The sequence below is a fragment of the Galbibacter orientalis DSM 19592 genome (assembly GCF_000260115.1).
In the GTDB taxonomy this organism is placed as follows: Bacteria; Bacteroidota; Bacteroidia; order Flavobacteriales; family Flavobacteriaceae; genus Galbibacter; species Galbibacter orientalis.
Map to the genome: position 1 here is coordinate 2,731,989 of NZ_JH651379.1, position 24,856 is coordinate 2,756,844.

19 protein-coding genes are annotated in these 24,856 nt (G+C 34.2%); 9 read left to right on the forward strand and 10 right to left on the reverse strand.

The features are described 5' to 3' along the window. Positions 1–18: 18 nt before the first annotated feature. The 3 genes from JOOMADRAFT_RS12065 to JOOMADRAFT_RS20745 form a co-directional block, all read right to left on the reverse strand. The gene (locus JOOMADRAFT_RS12065; RefSeq protein ID WP_008613766.1) at positions 19–4,452 is read right to left on the reverse strand and encodes a CusA/CzcA family heavy metal efflux RND transporter; all 4,434 of its coding nucleotides are present in this window, start codon (positions 4,450–4,452) and stop codon (positions 19–21) included. Positions 4,453–4,590: 138 nt separating this feature from the next. After that, the gene (locus tag JOOMADRAFT_RS12070; protein ID WP_008613768.1) at positions 4,591–4,911 is read right to left on the reverse strand and encodes a DUF6660 family protein; all 321 of its coding nucleotides are present in this window, start codon (positions 4,909–4,911) and stop codon (positions 4,591–4,593) included. Between the two features lie 180 nt (positions 4,912–5,091). Then, positions 5,092–5,265, reverse strand: a complete 174-nt coding sequence (locus tag JOOMADRAFT_RS20745; RefSeq protein ID WP_083833498.1) for a DUF1232 domain-containing protein — start codon at positions 5,263–5,265, stop codon at positions 5,092–5,094. Positions 5,266–5,807: 542 nt separating this feature from the next. Between JOOMADRAFT_RS20745 and JOOMADRAFT_RS12075 the strand changes: the two genes are divergently transcribed. Next, positions 5,808–7,058, forward strand: a complete 1,251-nt coding sequence (locus tag JOOMADRAFT_RS12075; protein WP_008613770.1) for a site-specific integrase — start codon at positions 5,808–5,810, stop codon at positions 7,056–7,058. Positions 7,059–7,355: 297 nt separating this feature from the next. On the opposite strand, the gene JOOMADRAFT_RS12080 is transcribed toward JOOMADRAFT_RS12075, so the two are convergent. The 6 genes from JOOMADRAFT_RS12080 to JOOMADRAFT_RS12110 form a co-directional block, all read right to left on the reverse strand. Next, positions 7,356–9,122, reverse strand: a complete 1,767-nt coding sequence (locus JOOMADRAFT_RS12080) for a GmrSD restriction endonuclease domain-containing protein (RefSeq protein WP_008613777.1) — start codon at positions 9,120–9,122, stop codon at positions 7,356–7,358. 73 nt (positions 9,123–9,195) lie between these two features. Beyond that, the gene (locus JOOMADRAFT_RS12085; RefSeq protein ID WP_008613779.1) at positions 9,196–9,642 is read right to left on the reverse strand and encodes a cytochrome c oxidase assembly factor Coa1 family protein; all 447 of its coding nucleotides are present in this window, start codon (positions 9,640–9,642) and stop codon (positions 9,196–9,198) included. 956 nt (positions 9,643–10,598) lie between these two features. Beyond that, positions 10,599–10,979, reverse strand: coding sequence for a hypothetical protein (locus tag JOOMADRAFT_RS12095; protein WP_008613781.1), 381 nt, complete (start codon positions 10,977–10,979; stop codon positions 10,599–10,601). Beyond that, complete coding sequence (locus JOOMADRAFT_RS12100; RefSeq protein ID WP_245547674.1) at positions 10,976–11,311, reverse strand: hypothetical protein; 336 nt, start codon at positions 11,309–11,311, stop codon at positions 10,976–10,978. Before JOOMADRAFT_RS12100 ends, JOOMADRAFT_RS12095 begins: the two co-directional genes overlap by 4 nt. Next, on the reverse strand, positions 11,295–12,527 hold the full coding sequence (locus tag JOOMADRAFT_RS12105; RefSeq protein ID WP_008613786.1) for a HEPN domain-containing protein: 1,233 nt from the start codon (positions 12,525–12,527) through the stop codon (positions 11,295–11,297). The genes JOOMADRAFT_RS12100 and JOOMADRAFT_RS12105 overlap by 17 nt, the downstream gene beginning before the upstream one ends. Before the next feature lie 21 nt (positions 12,528–12,548). Further along, a complete protein-coding gene (locus tag JOOMADRAFT_RS12110; RefSeq protein WP_040879730.1) occupies positions 12,549–12,887 on the reverse strand; it encodes a hypothetical protein in 339 nt (112 codons plus the stop codon). A 141-nt stretch (positions 12,888–13,028) separates the two neighbouring features. On the opposite strand from JOOMADRAFT_RS12110, the gene JOOMADRAFT_RS12115 reads away from it, so the two are divergent. The 8 genes from JOOMADRAFT_RS12115 (at position 13,029) to JOOMADRAFT_RS12150 (ending at position 23,020) form a co-directional block, all read left to right on the forward strand. Then, the gene (locus tag JOOMADRAFT_RS12115) at positions 13,029–13,451 is read left to right on the forward strand and encodes a helix-turn-helix domain-containing protein (protein ID WP_008613788.1); all 423 of its coding nucleotides are present in this window, start codon (positions 13,029–13,031) and stop codon (positions 13,449–13,451) included. A 490-nt stretch (positions 13,452–13,941) separates the two neighbouring features. Beyond that, positions 13,942–14,145, forward strand: a complete 204-nt coding sequence (locus JOOMADRAFT_RS12120) for a helix-turn-helix domain-containing protein (protein ID WP_008613789.1) — start codon at positions 13,942–13,944, stop codon at positions 14,143–14,145. Further along, complete coding sequence (locus JOOMADRAFT_RS12125) at positions 14,138–15,523, forward strand: DNA cytosine methyltransferase (RefSeq protein WP_008613791.1); 1,386 nt, start codon at positions 14,138–14,140, stop codon at positions 15,521–15,523. Before JOOMADRAFT_RS12120 ends, JOOMADRAFT_RS12125 begins: the two co-directional genes overlap by 8 nt. Next, entirely contained in the window at positions 15,507–17,069 is a 1,563-nt protein-coding gene (locus JOOMADRAFT_RS12130; RefSeq protein ID WP_008613793.1) for an ATP-binding protein, read from the forward strand. Before JOOMADRAFT_RS12125 ends, JOOMADRAFT_RS12130 begins: the two co-directional genes overlap by 17 nt. 3 nt (positions 17,070–17,072) lie before the next feature. Continuing rightward, positions 17,073–19,313, forward strand: coding sequence for a Z1 domain-containing protein (locus JOOMADRAFT_RS12135; protein WP_008613795.1), 2,241 nt, complete (start codon positions 17,073–17,075; stop codon positions 19,311–19,313). Then, the gene (locus tag JOOMADRAFT_RS12140) at positions 19,306–20,298 is read left to right on the forward strand and encodes a PD-(D/E)XK motif protein (RefSeq protein ID WP_008613797.1); all 993 of its coding nucleotides are present in this window, start codon (positions 19,306–19,308) and stop codon (positions 20,296–20,298) included. Before JOOMADRAFT_RS12135 ends, JOOMADRAFT_RS12140 begins: the two co-directional genes overlap by 8 nt. Positions 20,299–20,306: 8 nt before the next feature. Next, positions 20,307–21,341 carry a PDDEXK nuclease domain-containing protein gene (locus JOOMADRAFT_RS12145; RefSeq protein WP_008613799.1) on the forward strand — a complete coding sequence of 345 codons (1,035 nt, stop codon included), beginning with the start codon at positions 20,307–20,309 and terminating at the stop codon, positions 21,339–21,341. A 425-nt stretch (positions 21,342–21,766) separates the two neighbouring features. Further along, positions 21,767–23,020: a site-specific integrase gene (locus JOOMADRAFT_RS12150; protein ID WP_008613800.1), complete on the forward strand. Its 1,254-nt coding sequence runs from the start codon at positions 21,767–21,769 to the stop codon at positions 23,018–23,020. A 330-nt stretch (positions 23,021–23,350) separates the two neighbouring features. Here JOOMADRAFT_RS12150 and JOOMADRAFT_RS12155 read toward each other — a convergent pair whose 3' ends face one another. Continuing rightward, positions 23,351–24,829, reverse strand: a complete 1,479-nt coding sequence (locus JOOMADRAFT_RS12155) for a DUF4209 domain-containing protein (protein ID WP_008613802.1) — start codon at positions 24,827–24,829, stop codon at positions 23,351–23,353. Positions 24,830–24,856: the final 27 nt, after the last annotated feature.

The following is a 24,856-nucleotide window of genomic DNA, read 5'->3' on the forward strand; positions in this document are numbered from 1 at the left end:
ATTTTCTTATTTTAATTTTTAATTTGAATTCTTAAGGTAATATTCCAGTTGGTAGCGGCTGTCGAGATAATCGTTAAAAGCACTCCAGGCATTTACCTCGATTCTAATGGCATCTCTTATATTTTGGAGAAATGTCACATAATCGATAGCGCCTTCCTTAAAGGCCAGCACTGATCCACCTTGTTGCTCTTTGGCCAGCGGAAGTGCTTCATCCCTATAATAATTCCATGAGTTTCTCCATTTGATGTAGTCTTCACGCATATTTTTATAGGCGGTTTCCAGTTCGATTTTATCCTGATAAAAGTTTTGCTCTGCAATCTGTCTATTTACTTGTGCTTCCTGTGTACGGCCTAATTCCGGCCCAAAAAACAGCGGAATTTGAATTCCTATTTGATATTGGAAGAAACCCGATTGCCCGGCTATTTCCTGCCTACCGTACTGACCCTGAAATTTGGGCAAAAATTCAGATTTTCGTTCTCTGGTAACCGCTTTGGCAACATCTATCCTTTGTTCCGAAACCTGCAGCAACGGATGATTTTCAAGCGACTCTACCAGAAAGTTTAAAGGTTCGTCTAAAGTTTCAACAGGCAAATCTGGTACATCATAGATTGTGTCACTAACGAACCATAGGTTTAAACGCTGTATTGATTTCAGGTAATCTCGGTACGATTGTTCCAGCTGTATTTTAACCTCATTCCCCTGATTTGAAGTAGCAAGATACTCCAGTTTAGAGGTAGCTTCTGTTTCATACCTGATTCGTGCTGCTCTTTCAATGTCTTCAAAAATTGAATCCATTTTCTTATATACCCGATACCTCTTTTTACTTGTATAAACTGAAGCCCAGGCCCTGCTTACTTCACGTTCCACTTCTAAGGTATTTAGTTCTAAAGCATTTTCAGCAAGGGCCACCCTTTCTTTCTGTAATTTCAAACGGGGAGCTATTCCAAAAACATCTATGCCTTGTTGTTGAACACCAATTTGGGTATAGATCCCATCAGAGCCATTTCCTACCTCTTCTTTTCCTGTAAAGATTTGGGTATTCCCAAAATCATAGGCGGTTTTACGCAATACTTCCTCACTTTCAATTTCAAGTTGGGCAGCTTTTAATTGTGGAAAGTTTTGGATTGCCATTTCTTTAGCCTCTTCCAAACTAATAGTTTGTAAAGAATCCTGTATTGGATTTTCCGATGACATTTCATCAGATTGTGCATTTACGGAAAAGGTTCCGCCTAACATCAAGCCAATTATCAAAATTGTGGCTAAAGATCGTGAATTGGAAGAACCAAGCTTGTTCTGTTCCTTTTTCTCTCGTCTCTTCTCTACAAATGTATAAAGGACAGGAAGAACAACCAGCGTAAGTAAGGTAGCTGTAAGCATGCCACCAATAACAACCGTAGCAAGGGGTCGTTGTACTTCAGCTCCTGCTGACGATGAAAAAGCCATCGGCAGAAATCCAAAAATATCTGTTGTTGCTGTTAACATAATGGGACGTATTCGTTCTTTGGTTCCTGTAAAAATTCTATCTTTTATACTGGTTACCCCTTCTTCTTTTAAGGAATTAAACCTGTTAATAAGCACCAGCCCGTTTAAAACGGCAACCCCAAACAATACAATGAAGCCTACACCAGCTGAAATACTAAACGGCATATCTCTTAACCAAAGAGCAAATATTCCTCCAATAGCCGCCAGTGGAATGGCTATATAGATCATAATTGATTGGGAAAAAGATTGGAGTGCAAAGTACAGAAGCACGAATATCAGAAATAGAGCGATGGGCACTACTATTTGTAAACGCCCTTTTGCTCTTTGAAGGTTTTCAAACTCCCCACCATAAGTAATGTAATATCCTGGAGGTAAATCTAACTCTTCATCCAATTTTTGCTGGATGTCATTTACCACAGATTCCACATCCCTCCCGCGGGCATTAACTCCCACATAGGTTCTTCTAAAGGTGTTATCCCTGGAAATTTGCATAGGACCCGGTACATAACTAATATCAGCTACTTCCTTAATCGGAACCTGGGTTCCATCCGGCAGATCTATATAGAGGGTACGTAAATCATCAATGCTTTGGCGGTGCGCCTCATCAAAACGTATTACCATATCAAACCGCTTTTCCCCTTCAAAGATCACTCCGGCCGTTCCTCCGGCAAAAGCTGCACTTATATAATCGTTAATCTTTTCAATGTCCAATCCATATTGCGCAATTTTTTTACGATTAAACCGCACCGTCATTTGTGGAAGACCAGATGTTCGTTCAGGGTTCACATCTCCTACGCCCGGTATAGTCTGTATTATTTCAGCCATTTTATCAGCTTTTTCAGCAAGAAGGTCTAAATCTTCGCCATATAATTTTACCGCAACATCTTCCCTGACCCCGGTAAGCAGTTCATTAAAACGAAGCTCTACAGGCTGGCTAAAAACCAGGTTGACTCCCGTAAGTTCTTCATTAAGTTTCTCTTTGATCTTTTCTATCAATTCCTCTTTAGAACTTGCCGAAGTCCAATTATCCATATCCTTCTCTAATACAATAAACATATCGGCAATATCCATAGGCATTGGATCAGTAGGGATATCGGCAACCCCAATCCTCGCTACGGCGGTTTCTACTTCCGGGAAATTCTCAAGAAGGATATCTTCTATTTTTGTGGAAACATCGATTGTTTCACTCAACCCACTTCCAGGCCTGATTAACGCCTGCATGGCGATATCCCCTTCATCAAGTTGAGGGACAAATTCCCCTCCCATTCTGGAAAAGATAAAACCGGCTACTATAAGTGAGACAACCGCAGACCCCAATACTATGAACTTCAATCTTAAAGCTCCTTTTAATAAAGGCATGTATCCTTTTTGAATCCCTCCAATAATTTTATCACTAACTTTTTCCAGCCAGCGTTCAAACTTTCCAAACCAGTTCTTTTTATTCTGAATTGGTTTCATAAATAAAGCAGACATCATAGGGACATAGGTAAGGCATAAGAAAATAGCACCTATCATGGCAAAACCAAAAGTAAATGCCATTGGCCGAAACATTTTCCCTTCTACCCCCGTTAGAAAAAGAATGGGCGCAAATACGATAAGAATGATAATTTGTCCAAAAAAGGCGGAACCCATCATCGTACTTCCGGCATCATAGGCTACTTCATCCATTTTAGCCTTATTAAATTTTATTTTGCCGGAACGCATCCGTTTTTGTATTTCATATACCGTACCCTCAATGATGATCACAGCACCGTCTATAATAATTCCAAAGTCAATAGCTCCCAAACTCATTAGATTGGCCCAGACATTAAATTGCTTCATTAATATAAAAGCAAAAAGAAGTGATAAAGGAATGGTAGTCGCTGTTATAAGTCCACCTCTTAAGCTACCTAATAGTATCACCAGGGCAAAAATCACGATTAAAGCACCTTCCAGAAGATTCTGGGTCACGGTACTCGTAGTTCTTTCAATTAAAACACTTCTGTCAAGAAAGGGTTCTATTGATAAACCTTCAGGCAAAGATTGTTCTACCGTCTCCATACGATCCTGAACATTTGCAATTACTTTATTAGGATTTGCACCTTTCAACATGAGCACCATACCGCCAACAGCTTCACGGCCGTCCTGGGTAAAAGCACCATAGCGTACCTGGCTACCAAACTGGACCTCTTCAGCTGCATCTCCAATTGTTACAGGTACTCCATTTTCATTCTTGATAACAATAGATTTTATATCATCTAGTGACCTGATTAAACCCTCACCACGGATAAAATTGGCCATATTATTTTTTTCTATATATGCACCGCCTGTATTAACATTATTTTTTTGCAGGGCATCGAAGACTTGGGAAATAGAAACGTTTAACGCATTCAGTTTTTCGGGATTAATGGCAATTTCATATTGTTTTATAGAGCCCCCAAATGAATTTACCTCTACTACACCTTCGACGAGGGTCATTTGACGCTTTACGATCCAATCCTGGATGGTACGCAATTCCGTAGGGGAATAAACAGTGTCATACTCTTTTTGGGGCTTTATCGTATATTGATAAATCTCACCCAAACCTGTAGTAATGGGCCCCATAGCGGGACTTCCAAATTTTTCAGGTATTTGGTCCCTGACTTCGTTCAGTTTTTCCTGAACCAGTTGACGGGGTTTGTAAATGCCCATATCGTCCTCAAAAACAATTGTAACCACGGAAAGGCCAAACCGGGAAACAGATCGTATTTCAGTAACCCCGGGCAGGTTCCCCATGGAAAGTTCTACGGGGTAGGTCACAAATTGTTCAATATCTTCTGTGGCAAGGTTAGGGGACTGGGTGATCACCTGAACCTGGTTGTTAGTAATATCTGGTACCGATCCCAGGTTGACGGTCATCATGGACCAAATACCCGTCCCTATCAGCGCTAAGGTAAGTAATCCAATAATAAATTTATTATTAATGGAAAATGCGATTATCTTATTAATCATATAAATAAAAATTTAATTCAGTTAAAATTCTTGATAATAATTTTGTGCCTAACAAAATCTATCAATAGGACCAAGGATCTAGTATGAGAACCAGGATTTGGTCAAAAAAGGATATAATTATCCTTTAAAAAAACTGAATTAAACTTTTGGGGGATCTAAAAAGGAAAGAATAGGTTCTTCCACTGAGCTGTCAAAATGGACAAAGGCTTTTGATGGAATTTCAATAATCAAAGCCTTGAAATTTGAAGAACCGAAATCTACTGTATGCACATGGCAGCAATGACAACTACAAAAAGGAGGGCATAAATCTGCTACTTTATCATGTGAATGGTCGATATCTAAATTCTGCGTAGCAACCACTGTTACTTCTGAATCAGAAATCACTTGTGAAGTATCACTATCATTACAGGCTAATAAGTTAAGCCCGAATATATATAGAGATAATATGATAGCGATCATTTTCACACTACAAAGATAAAAAAAAATCAATGCACAGATTGTGCAATGATATAATGAGTACGTTTTTAAAGTATATTCAATTATTTCAAATCTTGAAATAATCGCGAAAATCTATACCACAATGAACAGCCAAAATACAATAATTATGTCCCCGATCATCCAATTGTTATTTTTGTTCCATTAGTAGTTCTTTGCTTTTATCAAACACTTCGCTTTTACATCTTCAGGAACAAGCCTTCCGATGAAATAAATCCCAATCGGTATTAAGATTAGGCTGTCAAGATATCCAATTATCGGGATGAAGTCAGGAATAATGTCAATTGGACTTAACGCATAACCGATAATTATAAAAATCGAAAGTTCGGCTTACCAGGGAGTTCGCTTTTCTTTCGAAGTCAAATGGAGCATCACTATTCGCTGCTTTAGGTTCTTCCCCAGGTTTTTAGATTTTCAATAATACATTAGGCCTGTTCAAAATACTTAAGAATTGTTGCACAAAGGGGGAGCCAAATAGAATTTGATTCTATTTATTGTCTTTTAGTTTAAGATAATCATATATCTTTGCATTTACGAATAAAATCGGTGCAAAGGTTACCTATCCGGTTACCTGATTTTATTGAAACAGTGTAAGTGTCTGGTTATTAAAATATTGTCTAGTGGTAATTTAGTTCTGCCACCCCGACTAACCTAGAAATAGGTCAAAACAAAACACTGTTAATCTTTTGATTTTCAGTGTTTTTTGTTTTTTATGCATTTGTTTGATTTCATTTAAAACCATATAAAAGGTGTGCAATTCGGTGTGCAATGTTTCATCAAAATTGTACTATCTTTATAGGACTTTCGAGTATGATTTGACTTTCGATTTAACACTATTGTTTAACTCAAAGTCATTGAAAATGAAAACAAAACACACTTTTACGGTAATTTTCTTTACTAGAAAATCAAGAAGTAATCCCAAACAACTTTCTATTTATGTACGGATTACGATTAACGGAAAACGATCAGAAATCAGTTTAAAAAGAAGCATTCCTTCCAAAGATTGGGACAACAACAAAAGCCGAGGCAGAGGCAGTTCGCAAAAGGTAAGAACCCTAAACACTTATTTAGACGAGGTATATAACAAGCTTTTGGAATGTCATAAAGAACTTTTGGTAGAAGATAAGTTTATATCTTCAGAAGCTATCAAAGCGCGGTATTTGGGAGAGGATGATAATAGTAAAACCTTACGGGAACTTATTGCATACCATCACGGTAATATGGCATTTGCCCTGAAAAAGGGCACAATGAAAAATTATTACACTACCGAGAAATACTTGTACAAATTCCTGCTTAAGAAAAGAAGATTAAAGGACATTTATCTAAAACAATTGAACTACGAATTTGTAACTGATTTTGAACATTTTCTTCGTAATTACAAGAATTCCAAGAAACAACTCATGTTGAGTAATAATGGGGTTATGAAACATTTGGAACGTTTCAAAAAAATGGTAAACCTTGCCGTTAAACTAGAATGGATGCACAAAAACCCGTTTAACCAATTCCAATTAAAGTACCAGAAATACGATAGAGCATTTTTAAGTGAGAGAGAACTGGAACTATTAGAAAGTACAGAATTTAAAAATGAAAGGTTACAGCGAGTAAAAGATTGCTTTCTGTTTTCCTGCTATACAGGCTTGTCTTATATAGATGTAAAGGAGCTTACCGAAGACAATATCGTAAAGGGTATCGATGACAGGTATTGGATATATACCAAAAGAGAAAAAACCGATGAATGTGTTAAAGTACCATTACTGCCTAAAGCGTTGGAGATTATTGAAAAATATAGAGCCTTACAAAAAGAAGACTATACAGATGGTCTATTACCCATAAGTTCTAACCAAAAGACCAATAAATACTTGAAGGAGATAGCAGGATTATGCAACATCCATAAGAATATTACATTTCACGTTGCCCGGCATACCTTTGCCACAACCATAATGCTTTCCAATGGTGTTCCTATTGAAACGGTGTCAAAATTATTAGGACATTCCAAGCTTACGACAACACAGTTATATGCAAGGGTAATAGAAACAAAAATTAGTGAGGATATTTCCAATTTATTGGAGAGATTTAAAATAAGAGGTAAAAAATTAAAGGCCAAAAGCTAAGTTAATGAGAGTTTTGAATTGTTCAGTTTTAAGGGAAGCATACATGCCAGTGTCTTATAACCTCAAAAAATACCTGAAGTTCCCCCAAAAATATGCTAAAAGTGGAATAGGAAGCCTAAAAGTCTCTTCTTCTTTTTTAAAAACCTTACTTAAACACATTCTATGCTGTTTTAAGCACTCTGATTTTAACGTACAACTTAATTGGGCGGTAAAATAAAACCCTTAAAGGGCTTAAATCTATCTTATTTTTATAAAATTAATGGCTTGTGCAACGGTTACCTTTGCTAGCGTGCGTTACTATATAAATCTTTTCCAAATTTCCTTTTCTTTATCTCTTTTTACCTCAATGGTATTTGTAGAATGTCTTTCGTAATATTTGTTTTCAAATCGAGCAGGCTCATCTAAAGCCTCAATCTTCAAAATCATTACAGATTTTCCATAATATTTGAAGTAGTCAATATTGCGTAAAATTTGGTCTTTATAATTACTTGGGGTAATATCAATTCTTGAAATTATATTTTCGATTTTTTCTCGATACTTTTCGTCACTCGGATAATTTTTCACTTCTGCATCTAAGCCTGTGACATAAAAGTCTTTGTACTGCTTTGAATTTATTTTATAAAAATCCTCAAATCTATTTTTGTCTTTTAGGCCATCTGCTACACCTATTACAATATATCCAATACTATTCCTGCCTGCATTAGCTATGGCAGTTAAAGTTCGTATCATTTTGGTTAAACTTTGTTCATCAAATTCATTTCCTTTTGTCAATCGGTGAGTACCAATTTTAAAGTCATAACTGGTGTTTTCAGTTTTGGAAGCACCCAAAAGACCTTCCAATTTCATAACTCCATTGTTTAAAACAGGGTCAGTTTCGCTTCTATTTATAAAATAAGGGTTGCAAATCCCTTTAATGGCATTAATTGCGTCCTCTCTTGGTCCAGATAAGTTAAGTTCTTCTGCATTACTTGTTATAAACTTATCTCCAACTCCTTCAAAGGCTTTAGCTAATTTTTTGTGGTCATTTATTATTTTTTGTTCTTTAACTAACATATCATAAAATGTCAAAAAGACCACTTGAAATGACCGATTAACATATTTTGTTCGTTTTTTGAACAACGTTTTTTCAAAATTTGACCCTGTTGATTCAAAGGTTTTTCTGAATTCACTATATACCGCCTGAAATGTATTAATAATGTAATCGTTACCCATTTTTTTTATTTTATCATCAACAATCTTGTGTCTAGACTTATCTTGTGAGTAAAAATTATCAATATTGCCAGCAGTAGCTGAAGGTCTTGGGTTCAAAAGAATAGCACCTAACAAATGAGCGACCATTTCTTCATCTCGAGACTGTCTAATGTTTTTGTTTGATACGAGATTGTGTTTTCTCCAAAATATTCCGCCCATATCAATTCCATACTTTAAACTTTTGTTATTTATTGATATGGACTTCATATTATTTAGTAGTAATTTGTCACTTACAGAAACATCTCCACGAATGCTCTCAGAAATTTTCCGAACTAAATAACCAAAAGAATTATCGAGCCCAGCTTGTCTCAATTCTTGATTGGATAAATGACGACCATTAGAATTGATTCTTTTAAATATGTCGTCAATAATGCTATCATTTTCAATACTTGTAACGGATAAAGGAATTGGATAGCTTGCAATGTTTTTACACAACTCTCTATCTAAAACTGGTTGTTTTTGTCGAAGCTTCTTGCTATCCTTTAAAAGTTTTGTGCTAGCAATAGTTTCCAAATCAAAATATTTTCCATTTAGTGTGAATTCTCCTTCGATAAAGGTTGTAATCGCATCAAGTCTTTGCATTCCATCAATAATTTCAAAGCATTTGGATTTTTTGTATTTAACTTCCGCAACTAAAATTAAGGGGACTGGTAAATTCAGAGACAATGAATCGATGAATGCTTTCTTTTCTTTTATTGTCCAAACTAATTTTCTTTGATATCTTCTATTAACAAGTAGCTTTTCATTTTGGTAATAGTCGAATATAGTTTCAACTGTTTCTGGTCGGATGGTTAATTTTTTTGATATTTCCATTGGTTGGTTTTAATGCACGCTAACGGTTCCTGTGAGAGGTTTAGGGGTGAGATTCCCCTTTACCTACTCGACTTTATTCCACGTTTAGTACTTCAATCGTTTGATTTAATTCAGGTGGATTTTTAATTCGCACGTTTATTTTCGTGTAATTCCATTCGCTTTTTATTCGGTCTGCTGAAATATCTAAACTCGCTTTTCCTTCAGTCCCAACAATCCGAACAGATGAATTTACAGTTTTGTTATCATTCGAGTATTCAACTTGTCCTTCTAAAATCGCGAGTTTGTCAATCGGCTCAATTTCACCCAGTAATTCCGTTACTCTTATATCGGATTTAGCTTTTTCGAGTGCGTTTTCATAAAGTTCAGTATCGGCATATGCTTGAGCCAAATCAGTTGTAATTCCGCCCATTCCAGATGAGAAAAAAATCACGAGTGAAATTATCATTATTCCGCTTACTGGAACGAGCCATTTCCAGTTTAGTTTCCACCAACTTTTTTGTTCAATCAGTTCGTTATTCATCTCGGTTTTTTATTAGTCACAGGTTTAATTATTCCACCAAAATTTTCTCGCTTGCACGATTTTTTTCAAATGGTGGGCAACGTCTGTATAAACACATATCATGTATTTATCTTTATTATATTTATTTGAACTAAAATAAATATAATCCTTTCAAATTAAGTAATTTTTCTAAGAAAGAAAGCATTTTATAGATATAAGTATCTTTAATACTAAGCTAAATAAACTCCTTAAGCATAAAAATTACTTAACAAAGAAAACTAAAAATTAAATATTATCATTACGGAAATCCTCATTTTGTATTTTAAAAAGTAGCTTTTCAGGAATATTAAATGAAGAACTATGATATTTAATCTATTCAAGTGGACAAAGGGGGTATAGCAAGAGGGTAACACGCTAAAGCCATGTTACTGGTTTTCATTTTCTCGAAATTCCCTTTATTTATAGGAGTTATCGGCGATTTTCACACATTTTATTTTACCCTATTTTATTTCATTTTACAGTAAAAACCTGCTCATGCCTATAAAACCCGTAGATTTTTACAGTAAAAAGTATGATTTCGCATGTCTGTTCTATATAAATTTCAGATGTATTTTAAGAAAATTTCTTGAAATGAATTTAGGTGTTTTCGAAAGGTTTTTTACTAAAAAATGCGCTCAGCCTTTTAAAACTAGGGTGTTTTTTAGTAAAAAATGAATAGGAAGCCTTTTTAGACTTCCTATTTAATTTGTAGTTGAGAGAACTTTAAAAGCCTGCCTAGCTTCAATGTAGAGTTTTTAAGTAAATGTTTCTTATCTCGAAACATTATAGTATTTTAATAGCTCCTATAAAATCCCATTCAAAAAATAGTATTAGTTATGGTAAGATTTGGGGGTGATTTTCGATTTCTTAGAAATCTCGTTTTTCAACTGTAGAGTGAAACGCTATTTTTAATATTTTAAATGGTGTTATTAAGTATTCTACTTTAAAGCCTCAGGAAAATATCTATGTTCAATATCATTTTCTAGAATCGCTTTGATACGTTCGTATTTAAAGATATCATCAAACGGAAGTAGTTCAATAATCATTTGCAAAACCATCTGAACACTATCTTTAGCTGTTTTATGGCGTAGCATAGCAGTGTAAAATTCCGCATTACCGTCTAATGCTAAAATACAGACTTCTAGTAAAGCTGAAACTTGCAATAAATGCTCTTCATGGCTTTCAACATTAAAACTTCCTTCCATGAACTTGCGGTTTCCGTAATTCTTAGGTTGTAGACCATGATGCTTTTCAGCAATGATATCCCTCATTACCTGTAATTCTCTTTTTTTGCGATTTTTTAGTTTCTTCTTCTTCATAACTGCTCGGTATTATTTTTAACTAACATTTGATACGCATCGTCTAGAAATTCCCCTTCTTCAAAGGGCATGAGGCTACTGGCTAATTCCAAAGTTTTGCGAATATCCAATTCAAGTTCCTTGCTATGGGGTTGAGGATTGTTATCTTTTTGGGTGACTAGAATACAGACATTGATTAAAGCATCAATAGTGGTAAATAAATCTGAATACCCATTGAAATACACAAATGAAGGCTTGAACTTACCCTTTCGAGATTGTGAAGGGTGGAGAACATTCAGCTTACTATGTGCTCCCCTTTTTAATTTTTTTACTAGTTTATGCTTCTTTTTCATAAGGCAATCCATTTTCTTTTATGATTTCTTCCAAACATCCCATTTCTTCAAATGGTAACAATTGTAGGATATGTTCCAGTGCTGTCTGAATATTGACATGGGGTTGAGGGATTAGCCTATTAAACCTACTATCCGCATGCTCCAAGGCTATGATACAGACTTTCATAATCCCCGCTATATCATAAAGGATATCCGAAAGTTCATGCACCATAAAATTTGTTTTGTAGTAATATTTATCTGAATCAGGACTTAGCCTGCATAGCTTTATGTTAACCAGTTCATTAATTTTTGCCTTAATCAAATCATCATCTTTTGGTTCTTTAGGAGCATCTTTCTTAGAGGAATTATTTACTACTGCTGTGTTTAAAGTTTCATCATCTTTATTGTTTGTCCCATTAATCAGTTGTTTGCAATGGTTTAAATGCTGGTTGTATAAGGCATCAACCTCTTTGAAAAAATTATTGAATTCAGCACGTATGTTACGAACCTGTACTTCACTTATCTGATATTCATCCCCATACCTTGCCACACTATAGGCATGTTCCAACAAGATGAGTAATTCGCTTTTGTCAATTTTTGAAACATCTGAAAAGGGTTTAAGCTTGGGAAGGAACGGTTCACAATATTTTATATGGCTTATAATACTGTGGGTGATTTTACTTTTTCCTATACACATTTGCTCTATAAACCGAAAGGTCAGCTCAAAGGCTTGATGCAGGTTAAATGTAGCAATGCCATATTGTTTTTCAGCTATGAGCTTATCAGCGGCTTTTACAAAGGCATCGATTTTCTGCATTTCTGTATTATAGTATCGGATAGCCCTTTTATGTAGCGTGTTTAATTCCAAGTTTTTATAATCCATTATATTCTCCCCTTCGGAATGAGCAAATAGCGTGAACCCCAAACAACAATGTTCTACAAAATAAAGACTGCCACGTTCCAAAGCTGTTTCTGATGTAGCTTCTGTATAGATTCGTATTTTAAAAACGGGATATTCCTTTTCTATTTTAGCAATAAGATTTATCACTTCATTGGGGATAGGTTCGATATTGGCATCCACAAACGCAGTGATAAAATAATATGGGTTTTCTCCTTCGTTTTGAAGTTCTGATAGAAATATACTATCAAGGGTAAGCATATTGAGCATTCCATCAAGTAAAGCTGATAGTTTATCTTTCTGCTCAAAATTCTCTGGGATATTAACGTGATTGGTCATGATTATAAATTTTAAGTGTTCCTATTTATTTATGAGTTGATGAATCTTAGCTTTGGGTATGTTGCTTTTTACTAGCTCCCTGAATCCCATGCGTTCCCAAACAATACCTTCGTTTAACCTTAAAACTTTTGTAAAACAACCTGTTTTAGAGAGTATAAAGGGAACGAGATTAAAGGGGATATTAAGCTCATGGATATCATTATGTTTCTTGTCAATCCTAAGTATCGTATACCTCGCATTGGCATAATCATTTGAAAAAATTGGCCATTCAAAATATTTCATGATGGCAATAGGTTCTTGGCTATTGATGATTTCTTTTATAAGTTTGGAATCCATTTTATTTTCCTTTTGGTTTTCCATAAAAGAACTATTGAAATTTGGTGTACCGAACCAAAAGGGCTTGTAGATTACCAATAGTATCTGGTATTTTACCAAGAATGTTTATGGATTTTCTACTATCTTTACGTATTGAATACATACAAATAGTATTATATTTGAATTATGAACACAGCAACAAAACCAAATCATATAGGCAGAAAGATTAGCCGAATCAGGGAATTACGAGGGATGAAACAAGAAGCCCTTGCCATAGAGCTAGGCGTTAGTCAACAAAGTATTTCACTCATAGAACAAAGTGAAACCATTGAAGATGAAAAACTGGAACAGGTAGCAAAAGTTTTAGGCGTTACCGCTGAGGCAATTAAGAATTTTTCTGAGGAATCTATGATTTACAATATTCAGAATAATTATGAAGGCTCTAATAAAGGAGCTAATTCAATTAGTGTATCAAATTTTAACTGTACTTTCAATCCGCTTGATAAATTGGTAGATGCCTACGAAGAAAATAAAAAATTATATGAGCGTTTGTTGGAAGCTGAAAAGGAAAAGATTGCCTATTTAGAGAAACTATTAAATAAAAAATAATTTTTCTTTGTTAATAGAGAATTTAAAGTGTTTAAAACCATAAGTGATTTCACCCAAAGACGAATCGCTTATGGTTTTAAATTTTTATATAAGAAATAAACCCTTTGCGACCTTCGGGAGTAAAGCAAGATGGTTTTTGTGGCAACAAAAACACATCTTGAATTACCGTTCAGAATTTATTTCAATCCTTTTGTGGTTTCCCGTAATGACAACATTTTTTAATAATCTATTTTTGGTAGAAAAATGAAAAGGGAAGTAAATTTTATTGAGAAATAGGAATATAAAACGTCATCATTATTATATGTAATACAAGAAAACTATAACAAATTTGGTAATTGCCATACACAAGCCTACGCCTCAAAAAACCAAAAGAACTCACTTTTCTTCCACTTCCAACAAACATAATGATATTTTTTAACCTCATTTAATGAGATAAAATAAAATCTTGATTATTTTTGTTGATTGATGAGCGACATAAAACAATGCAAAAATGAACCGAATAAAAAAGGTTTTGGAAGAAAAAGGAATTAAACAAGTTTGGCTCGCTGAACAATTGGGAAAAAGTTACAATATGGTAAACTCATATGTTCAAAACAGAAGACAACCGAGCATAGAAGACCTATACAAAATAGCTGAACTGCTCAAAGTAGATGTGAGAGATTTATTAGAGGATAGACCAGATAAGAATGACTAAAAAAAAATTAAAATTCATAGACCTATTTGCAGGACTTGGAGGGTTTCATAAAGCATTACACGAGCTTGGACACGAATGCGTATTTGCAAGTGAACTTGACCCTACTCTGAGAAATGTTTATCAAGCAAATTGGGGGATTGAAGCCCAAGGCGACATCAAAAGAATAGTTGAAAAAGAAATAGAGTCAATTCCTCCACACGATATTTTGTGTGCTGGATTTCCGTGCCAGCCATTCTCAAAAGCGGGAAAACAATTAGGAAGAGATGATGACAGAGGAACTTTGTTTGACGAAATCGCTAAAATTCTTGCATTTAGAAAACCTAAATTTTTCATTCTTGAAAATGTTCCATTTATCAAGCAACATGACAATGAGGAAACTTGGAACTATATGCACAATGAACTTTCAAACTTGGGTTATGAAGTTGACCACCAAGTATATTCTCCACAGGATTTTGGAGTGCCACAGCACAGAAAAAGAATTTTTATTGTTGGCTCATTAATTGGGCTCGACCATTTCTCATTTGATGAAATTGACGAACAAAAAACATCTCTAATTGACATACATCAATTTATCGAAGAAAAACCAAAATTATTCAAGGAGCTCCCAAAAACAAATCAAGAATGCTTGAAACTTTGGCAAACATTCATCGACCAAATTCCAAAAGAAACCAAACTGCCCGGTTTTCCGATTTGGGGAATGGAATTTGGAGCGACTTACCCTTATGATTCAACTCCGCCAAGTAAAATGCCTAAATATGAGTTAGCAAACTATAAAGGCAATTTTGGAAAACAACTAACCCTTGAAATGACCAAAAAAGAACAACTCCAAAACTTACCTAGTTATGCACGGGTAACACGAAAATTTCCAGATTGGAAACAACGATACATAAAACAAAGCAGGGATTTTTACGAGGATAACAAAAAACATATTAACGGTGTTGTGGCAGAAATTGCAAAATACCCATCACAAAGTTGGCAAAAATTAGAATGGAATGTTGGTGATGGAGAAAGAAAATTGGATAACTACATTTTACAATTTAGGGCTTCAGGAATTAGGGTTAAAAAGGTCGATTTTTTTCCATCACTTGTTTGCACAAACACTCAAATCCCAATCATAGGTTGGCAAAAACGTTACATCACAAGAGAAGAAGGCTTAAAGTTACAATCATTGGATGGAATTTCATTACCACAAAATGATAATGCCGCTTTTAAAGCTTTGGGAAATGCTGTCAATTCTAAAATCGTCAAATTAATTGCGGAAAAACTTATACAGGAACAACCCAAGATTGTCGAATTGAATGGTGCTAAAAAAGTAATTAATGGAACTTCAATATGTTCATATGAAACAAATGAGATAAAGTATGAAAGAATTAAGTAACGTAAACATCCGACCAGGTGTAACGATTCTTTCTGTTTTAAAGCACCTTAATTACAAATCATATTACGCATTAGCTGAATTTGTTGATAATGCTATCGACAGCTATTTGAAAAATGAAGAAGAATTAAAGAATATTGAAGGCGATAGATTCAAGTTAAGAGTTGATATTGAATTTGACACCAATAACAATAGAATCAACATAAAAGATAATGCAGCTGGGATTCATTCAAGTGATTATCAAAGAGCATTTAGAACTGCTGAATTACCTCCTGATAATACTCGACTATCGGAATTTGGTATGGGAATGAAATCTGCGGCTTGTTGGTTTTCCAACATATGGCAGGTTAAGACAAAAGCAATTAATGAAAATGTTGAGCGAACAGTCGCTTTTGATATTTCAAAAATTGTAGAAGATAAGATTCAAGAACTACAAATTGATACAAAATCCGCAAAACCCGATTCTCATTACACCTTAATCACGCTATATGGGATTGAAGAAAAAATGCCTATAAGAAGAGGACTTGGTAAGGTAAAAAGGCATTTAGCAAGTATTTACAGAGATTTTTTCAGAAAAGATATTTTAGACTTATACATTAATGGAGAAAAACTAACATACAAAACTCCAAAAATTTTAAGTACTGCTTATTATGAAACTCCTGATGGTGAAAACATAAAATGGAAACAAGAAGTTGATTTTGACTTTGGTGATGACCATAAAGGAGGAAAATTGAGAGCCAAAGGGTTTGTTGCTATTATGGAAACAATGTCCGTAAGCGATAGCGGATTTGCTTTGTTTAGAAGAGGGAGAGTAATTGAAGGAAGTGCGGATAATGATGAAGGGTTTAGACCACCCGCTCTATCAGGCTCTTTGGGTAGCCATAGATATAAAAGACTTTTTGGAGAATTGCATCTTGAAGGCTTTAAGGTAAGCCACACAAAAGATGGATTTCAGTGGGATGACAATATGGATGCCTTTTTGGAAATTTTAAAAGAAGAATTAGAAAGTGAAAACTCTATACCTATTTTAAAGCAAGCTGATAAATACAGGGTTCGTGAAAGTGCAAAAAAATATCAAGAAGTATCTAAAAAGGTAGTTGACAATACAACAGACAAGATTAAAGATAACATATCACAAGATGTACAATATGTTGTAACAAAACCTATTCCTAACAAAGTTGAAGAACCCTCACTAAAGGAAGTTTATAAATCGTACCATAAAAAATTTCCTTTGAATATTTCTAATATTGATTATATGGTTCACATAGAGTTATCGTATGATGAAGCCATTGATGAATTAATTCAGGTTGGAGACCATTTAATTCCAGAAAGAACACCAAACTTTAAGAATATTGGAGTTAGATTATCTCTTATTCACCCTTTTATGGTAGAGTTTGCAGGAGATGACCATAAAGTAATTGAACCTCTTTTAAGGATGGTTGTAGCTTTAGGCTTGTCTGAAATAATTGTAAAAAAATCAGGTGCTCCAATAACAGAATTAAGAAATAATATGAACGAACTTTTACTTGGTTCTTTATCAAAATTGTAACATATGTCCGAAACTGAAAACATAAATATTATGTCTGATACTCCAAATAATTATAATTGGATGCCTCAATATGGTGAAGAAACAGAAAAGCTTTTGAGCAAGGTTTTTGGTGATGACACAGATGCCAAAGAAAAAGTTAAAGAAGAAACCTACCACATAATGAAATTGTGTGGCAACCCTAATGAAGCAACCAACAATGACACAGGGTTAGTTTTTGGTTACGTTCAAAGTGGAAAAACGCTGTCTTTTACTACACTAACAGCTTTGGCAAGAGACAACAATTATCAAATTGTAATTGTACTTGCAGGCATTTCAACAAATTTGGTAAACCAATCATTTAACAGACTACAAAATGATTTAGGAGTTAATCAAGGGTTTCATAGGAAATGGGTAATGCTTAATAACCCAAAAGCCCCAAATAGAAATCCCCAGGACAAAAACACAATTCAAAGAGAACTTCAAAATTGGAAAAAGCCCAATACTCCTGATGACTTCAAAAAAACATTGCTAATTACGGTAATGAAAAACACAAGTCATTTGAAAAATTTACTTACAGTCCTTAAAAAACTTGATTTATCCCACGTTCCCACTTTGATAATAGATGACGAGGGAGACCAAGCAAGTATGAATACAAAAGCAAGTTCCAATGCTAAAAGAGCAAAAGAAACTGGAATTCATACTGAACAAGAAATGAGTACAATCTATGGTAGAATAAGAGATTTAAAAAACATATTGCCACACCATACTTTTATTCAATATACTGCTACTCCACAAGCTCCTTTATTTATTAATATTTTCGATAATCTGTCACCAAATTTCATTCAACTATTAACTCCGGGAGATAAATACACAGGAGGTCGTGCATTTTGTTTGGAAAACCATTTTATAATAAGGCCAATCCCTTACTCTGAAATTTATAGTGACGACAATGTATTTGATGAAGCACCTGAAACTTTAAAGGAAGCTATGCGGACTTTCTTTTTAAGTGTTACGTCAGGACGTTTATTTGGTGCAAAAAAAGGAAATCCAAAGAATCGTTCTATGATGGTGCATCCATCCCGATTAGTAGATGACCACGGAGTTTATTATGAATGGGTTATTCACATAAAAAATCTTTGGGGAAAGGTTTTATTGGAAAGGCCTGATGATGACGAAACCAAACAGCAAATTATTTCGGAGTTCAGAAAGGCTTATAAAGATTTGAAAGCAAACGCTCCTGAAGTACAGCCTTTTGAAGAACTTCTAGAAACCTTGGGGCATAATATTAGCAGTACCGCAGTCGAACAACTCAACTCAAAGGCAGGAAGTTCTGTTGATTGGGGAAGTAACTATTCTTTTATTCTTGTTGGCGGGCAGGCTATGGACAGAGGGTTTACTGTTGAGGGCTTGACCATTACATATATGCCAAGAAATAAAGGGGTAGGAAATGCTGATACCTTACAACAAAGAGCTCGTTTTTTCGGTTACAAAAAAGATTATTTGGGCTATTGTCGAGTGTATCTGGATGCTGAAAACATTCACCTTTTTAGCGAATATGTCAATCACGAAGAAGATATACGGAAGAAACTTTTAGAGCATAAACTTTCTGGACAACACCTAAATGAATTAGAAAGAAGATTTGTCCTTGATGAAATGTTTAAACTAACAAGAAAGAATGTACTATCCAAAGATTTAACAAGAACCACGTTTGGCAATAAATGGGTTAGAATAAGAGCCCCTCACGACAGTGAAATAATCATTGAAAACAACAGAATCGTAGTTGACAGATTTACTGAAAAATACAAAGAATTATTTGTAGAAGACGAAGGACATAAAGAAAGAACAGAGGAGCAAAAACATCTCGTAGCAAAATTACCCTTGAAAGACCTGTTCACAGATTTGTTGAATGAATTGAAATTTACACGACAGACAGATTCCACAACCTATACCAACCTAAAATCTGTGATTGACTTATACACAGACGAGTTCCCGCCAGAGGATAGTTTAGTATATCTTATTGCCAAAGGTAATGCACGAACAAGACGATTAAAAAAGGATGAAATTCAACAATTATTTCAGGGTAAAAACCCAAGAACAGGAGAAGTGATTTATCCGGGAGACGAAAAAATTAAATCTGATGATTCAGTAACTGTTCAAATTCATAATCTTGATTTCCGAGACACAGACTATAACAATGTAATCACAATAGCAGTATGGATTCCTGCACGTCTTTCACAGTCGCTAATTTCTAAAGAGAATGATTGATTTAAAGAAAATATATGACAAACTTCCCTTGCCTCAAAAGCAAAGCCCTTATAGTTTTTCAGCAAAAACTATTGAGGGGTTTGAAAATCATAGAATAGCCAAAAATCATAGTGATAACCCAAGCCTTTTAATATTAATTTCAGAGAATAACCAAGACTTTTTTATTGCAAATCAGAACCTGTTTAATATTAAGGTAACACACAATACAAAATGCGAAATTGAGACAGATAAGAAAGTAAGTCATAACAATTTTTCTGTTGTTTCTTACATTGGTCAGAATGATGATGTTAAAGATGTTTTTTTGAAGACCTGTCAAGTCTTGATTAAATCACTTGGTCAAAATCCATCCAATAAGAAAATAAAATACACCGTAGATAAATTTATAGAGCTATTTAAAGCAATAAAAGAGCCTCCGAAAAAATCCATTCAAGGACTTTGGTGTGAATTGTTCTTAATAGGGCAGTCTAGTTTCCCTGAAAAAGCTATTTTGGGTTGGCACAGCATTCCCGAAGAAAAATTTGATTTTAGCTTTGATAAACTAAGAATAGAAGTAAAAAGTTCTGCAACAGAATCAAGAACTCATCATTTTAGTACGGCTCAATTAAATCTTATACCCGATACAGAAATCATCATTGCTTCAATTCTCGTAAACACAAGTGTCTCAGGATTAAGTATTGTTGATTTGATGAAGAAAATTAACAGTAAATTAGATGATTTCCCAAGACAAAAAGAAAAGTTACATCTTTTGGTTTATTCAACACTGGGAGTTGATGTTGAGCGTGTTAATGAAATCAAATTTGATTACGGGTTAGCGAAAGAATCTTTACGATTTTATAAATCAAAAGATATTCCTAAGATTGAAACGGTCAACATTCCCAAAGGAGTTTCCAACGTTCGATTTACGAGCAATTTGATGAGTTCTAGTCATTTAGAAATTAAAATTGACACTATTTTGAAGCATTACACTATTACCAAAGAAATTTAAATAAGATTATGGCAGACAAACCTTCAAATACTAAATTTTTCTCTCAAATTGTTGATTTGCTTCAATCAGCAAGAAACAACATAGTACGTACCATTAACCAAACTATGGTGCAAACCTACTTTGAGGTTGGGAAAATGATTGTTGAAGAAGAACAAAAAGGTAAAGACAGAGCTGAATATGGAAAAAGTCTTTTGCAAGACCTTTCAAAAACACTAACTCGTGAATTCGGTAAAGGGTTTTCGGTAACCAATATTCAGCAGATGAGGAACTTTTACCTCACATATCAAAAACAGCAGACAGTGTCTGTTAAATCCGAGAAAACAATTCAGCAGACGGCATCTGTTGAATTTAAACTAAGTTGGTCTCATTACCTAAAACTAATGCGGATTGATGATGAAAATGAGCGAAAGTTTTATGAAATAGAAGCTGTTAAAAACAATTGGAGTGTACGAGAATTAGAACGTCAATATGATTCCGCACTTTACACCCGCCTTATTTTAAGTCGGGACAAAAACAAAGTGAAAGAACTTTCAGAAAAAGGGTTGGTTATTACAAAACCCAAAGACGCAGTAAAAGACCCCTACATTTTAGAGTTTTTGGGATTGCCCGAACATTCAGCGTATTCCGAAAACCAATTAGAAAGTGGATTGATAGATAAACTCGAACATTTTTTATTGGAGCTAGGTAACGGATTTACTTTTGTAGCCCGACAAAAACGAATTTCATTTGACGACAAACATTTTTGGATAGACTTGGTCTTTTATAATCGAATTTTAAGGTGTTTTGTACTGATTGACCTGAAAATAGGGGAGCTAAAACATCAAGACCTCGGGCAAATGCAAATGTATGTAAACTACTATGACCGGGAAATAAGGTTGGAGGATGAAAACAAAACTATTGGGATGGTACTTTGTCAAAACAAAAGTGAATCGGTTGTAGAATATACACTTCCCGAAAATAACGAACATATTTTTGCAAGCCGATATAAAACTGTACTGCCGAGTAAAGAAGAATTAAAACTTTTAATAAAACAAAGTGAATAACTTAATGCTAAAGCATTCATGTTGTGCTATTTAATAATTTTCATACCTTTATAATATCAAAGGAGTTCAAATTATATCTCCAAAGTTCTTTTCTTGGTTTTAGTGTGCAATCAGGTGTGCAAGGACTAACGGAAATCTAAAAATAGCAGTGATAATAAGGGTTAAGGGACTTTTAAATTAGGCCTGCCACCCCGACAAAATAGCTTATAAAAAGCTATAATGAAAATGTAAAATGATGATTTTCAGTAAATTACATTTTTATTAAAAACATTTGATTGTATTTAAAATCAATGAAAAAGTTACCTAATCGGTTACCTCTCAGGTAACCGATTTTTTTTATTACCTTGTATTCGGGAGCGATTACTAGCTCTTATGATTTGACTTTCGTTTTGTATCACTGAATTATTCATGAAAAACGAGAGATTATGCACGTTTCAAACACATTTTCCATTCTTTTTTGGTTGCATACAGCCAAGCAAAAAGACAATTTAGCCCCTATTTACGCACGTATTACTGTTAACGGTAAAAGGACAGAAATTAGCTTAAAACGAACTGTATCGGTTACCTCTTGGGACAGTTCTAAAAATCGGGTTACTGGTAGGACAGATAGGGTGAAAAGTATTAATTCCTTTTTAGACCAGACACATGCTAAATTGCAGGATTGTTATAGTCAACTACAAAGTGAATTAAAGCTCATTACAGCACAAAGTATCAAAGCACGGTTTCTTGGTGCTGACGAAAACCATAAGACGCTTCTAGAGCTTATAAAGTATCATAACACAAACATGAATGGTACTATTAAGCGAGGAACGATGAAAAATTACTTTAGTACAGAAAAATATTTAAAAAAGTTTCTGCTAAAGAAAATAAAAAGCAACGACATCTACCTAAAGCACATCTCTTATAGTTTTATTGTTGATTTTGAAACTTTTTTAAGAACAGCCCCCACCTTAAATAAGCATCAACCATTGAGCAATAATGGTATTATGAAACATTTGGAACGTTTAAAAAAACTCATCAACCTTGCTTTAAAACTGGAATGGATAGATAAAGACCCTTTTGCAAGATATAGCTTGAAGTTTACAAAATTTGACAGGGTTTACCTTAATAAAGAAGAGTTGGAACAGTTGGAGGGTACATCCTTTAAAAACACAACGCACCAAAAGACAAGAGATGTATTTGTATTTGCCTGTTATACTGGGTTATCTTATGCGGACATAAAAACATTAACTTCTTCACATATTGTAAGAGGTATTAACGGAGAGTACTGGATTTATACCCGAAGAGAGAAAAGTAATACTTCGGTTAAAGTTCCATTACTTGATAAAGCATTGTCAATTATTAAAAAATATGACGAGAATCAAGATAGCAGCTCTAATCAAGTATTACTTCCAGTTTACAGCAATCAGAAAATGAATAAGTATTTAAAAGAAGTAATGCAAGAATGTAAGATTCACAAAAAGATTACATTTCATGCAGCAAGACACACTTTTGCTACCACAGTTACGCTTTCTAATGGAGTTCCCATAGAAACCGTTTCTAAACTTTTAGGACATACAAAAATAACGACTACTCAAATCTATTCAAGAGTATTGGAACAAAAGATTGGAGATGATATGTTTGCGTTAAAGTCAAAATTAAATATGGCTACAAAAGATGATATTTGCAATCAAAATTAATAATGGTGGCAGACCTAATTTAAAAGTCTCTTAACCCTTATTATTACTGTTATTCTGTAATTTTTATTTATGCACACCTAATTGCACACTAAAATCAAGAAAAGAACTTCGGAGATATAATTTGCTCTCCTTTCGTATCATAAAGATATGAAAATTATTGAATATTAATCTTGAAGGTCAAGAGTTAACGATTTTTATAAATATTTGTTGTGTGGTTATATTTTTTTCCGTTCTGTTTGTTTGTCAGCGGTGGGGCAGCCAGACTCTTTGATAAGTTTTGGTGTCGCTATAGCTGGTGTGACTTGGCAAAGTGTATGGCTTCAGCGTTGGCTACTCTGAAGTGTTATTCTTTTTTGGTTCAATTTTAAAATTTCCAAGCCTCAGTAATGCTACAATTAATAGCAGCATTTTTTCAGATGAATAATTTTTGGTGCTGTAAAAACTATGGGCAATATTGTTTCTCAAATCCATTCCGTCTGATGTAAACAGAAATTTGAAAAATGCAATGTCATCTTCCGGGATCAATGCTCTTACTTTTTCGTTATCCAATAGTTTGTCAAATGAGATACGTTCTTTTGTTCCGTTTTTCTTAATTTCAATCGTTTGAGCACCAAGTGCTCTGGAAAATTCACGCAATAAGCCTTCAAATTTTAAAACCAAACTGTCAATTGCCAAAACATAGCCTTGTGAATTATGACTGCTTGTTTTTAAATCAATTTCTTGTTGAACAAAGAAAGCCTGTAATGAAGGTGATAACAAATCAATCCAATTAATGCCTTCAATTTTTCCGTCCGGCATTTCATAGGTGAAGTCATAGCGATACCAAGTCTTACTTTTTAGGTAGTCCATTAAACTTTCAAATGATATTTTCCCGCTTTCAATGCCCTTTGAAAAAATCAATCCAATTTGTTGAAGGGAAAATTTAATTTGAAGAAAGTAAGGGTTAAAAGCCATTGATTTATCCTTACTTATATTTTTGTTGACATCAAAAACATAAGTTGATACCAAATCAAGAATTGACATATTGGTTTCGTCTTTTACTTCTACCGATTTTGTGAAAAGCTTCTCTACAGTTAGGTATTCATAAATGTCTTTGCTGTCGCCTTTCTCAACAAGTACAGATGTTTTTGTTTGGATTAGTTCCCACCATAGATTTAGGACTTTATTAAATTCTTCATCTTTCATCTCAACAGAAACTTTTTTTAAATCAATCTTCTTTTTAGATTGTTCAAGAAGCACGGCTGTTTCCTCGATTTTTGATTTATTACCTGCCTTTCTGTATTCCTCTAACGCTTTTGAATAAAAGATGCTGTAAACAAAACTCTCTTTCTTTTGTGTTTCGATTTGTGAAATTTGGTAATCTCCTAACTTTTCGTGGAATTCACTTGGGGAAGCACTTAGTTTTTGGCTAAGAGTTACAAGTAAATTGAGGTAGCTTTCCAAAACCCTTGATTCCAAATTTTCGATTATTTTTTTTGAATAATCGAAAAAAGTTTGAAATGTTTCTTTGTCGATTTTTTTGCCATTTGCAACAATAAAATCCATTATTGAATACTTGGTGAAGTCATTTAATTTGTCTGTTTCTAATAGCGAAACAAAACGCCCAACAGCTTCATTTTTTTTGTAGTTTATGGTTTGACTTAGAACAAAAAGGTTTTCAAAGTATTTACCAAAAGAGCGACATAATAAATTATCCTGATTGGAAAATGATGAGTTTTGCAAAAGCGAAAAATAACTTTCTATCGCTTCTTTGGCATAATCAATATGTTTTTGTGGACTTAGCTGTAAATTCCTGTAAAGTTGACCCACCCATTCCTGTTTAAATTGAGCATAGTA

Coding starts and splice junctions, on each gene's coding strand:
- JOOMADRAFT_RS12145 (WP_008613799.1), top strand. CDS start 20,307: ATGGCAGACAAACCTTCAAATACTAAATTTTTCTCTCAAATTGTTGAT.
- JOOMADRAFT_RS12075 (WP_008613770.1), top strand. CDS start 5,808: ATGAAAACAAAACACACTTTTACGGTAATTTTCTTTACTAGAAAATCA.
- JOOMADRAFT_RS12105 (WP_008613786.1), bottom strand. CDS start 12,527: ATGACCAATCACGTTAATATCCCAGAGAATTTTGAGCAGAAAGATAAA.
- JOOMADRAFT_RS12150 (WP_008613800.1), top strand. CDS start 21,767: ATGCACGTTTCAAACACATTTTCCATTCTTTTTTGGTTGCATACAGCC.
- JOOMADRAFT_RS12120 (WP_008613789.1), top strand. CDS start 13,942: ATGAACCGAATAAAAAAGGTTTTGGAAGAAAAAGGAATTAAACAAGTT.
- JOOMADRAFT_RS12115 (WP_008613788.1), top strand. CDS start 13,029: ATGAACACAGCAACAAAACCAAATCATATAGGCAGAAAGATTAGCCGA.
- JOOMADRAFT_RS12130 (WP_008613793.1), top strand. CDS start 15,507: ATGAAAGAATTAAGTAACGTAAACATCCGACCAGGTGTAACGATTCTT.
- JOOMADRAFT_RS12100 (WP_245547674.1), bottom strand. CDS start 11,311: ATGAAAAAGAAGCATAAACTAGTAAAAAAATTAAAAAGGGGAGCACAT.
- JOOMADRAFT_RS12095 (WP_008613781.1), bottom strand. CDS start 10,979: ATGAAGAAGAAGAAACTAAAAAATCGCAAAAAAAGAGAATTACAGGTA.
- JOOMADRAFT_RS12080 (WP_008613777.1), bottom strand. CDS start 9,122: ATGGAAATATCAAAAAAATTAACCATCCGACCAGAAACAGTTGAAACT.
- JOOMADRAFT_RS12140 (WP_008613797.1), top strand. CDS start 19,306: ATGATTGATTTAAAGAAAATATATGACAAACTTCCCTTGCCTCAAAAG.
- JOOMADRAFT_RS12110 (WP_040879730.1), bottom strand. CDS start 12,887: ATGGAAAACCAAAAGGAAAATAAAATGGATTCCAAACTTATAAAAGAA.
- JOOMADRAFT_RS12070 (WP_008613768.1), bottom strand. CDS start 4,911: ATGATCGCTATCATATTATCTCTATATATATTCGGGCTTAACTTATTA.
- JOOMADRAFT_RS12135 (WP_008613795.1), top strand. CDS start 17,073: ATGTCCGAAACTGAAAACATAAATATTATGTCTGATACTCCAAATAAT.
- JOOMADRAFT_RS12085 (WP_008613779.1), bottom strand. CDS start 9,642: ATGAATAACGAACTGATTGAACAAAAAAGTTGGTGGAAACTAAACTGG.
- JOOMADRAFT_RS12125 (WP_008613791.1), top strand. CDS start 14,138: ATGACTAAAAAAAAATTAAAATTCATAGACCTATTTGCAGGACTTGGA.
- JOOMADRAFT_RS12065 (WP_008613766.1), bottom strand. CDS start 4,452: ATGATTAATAAGATAATCGCATTTTCCATTAATAATAAATTTATTATT.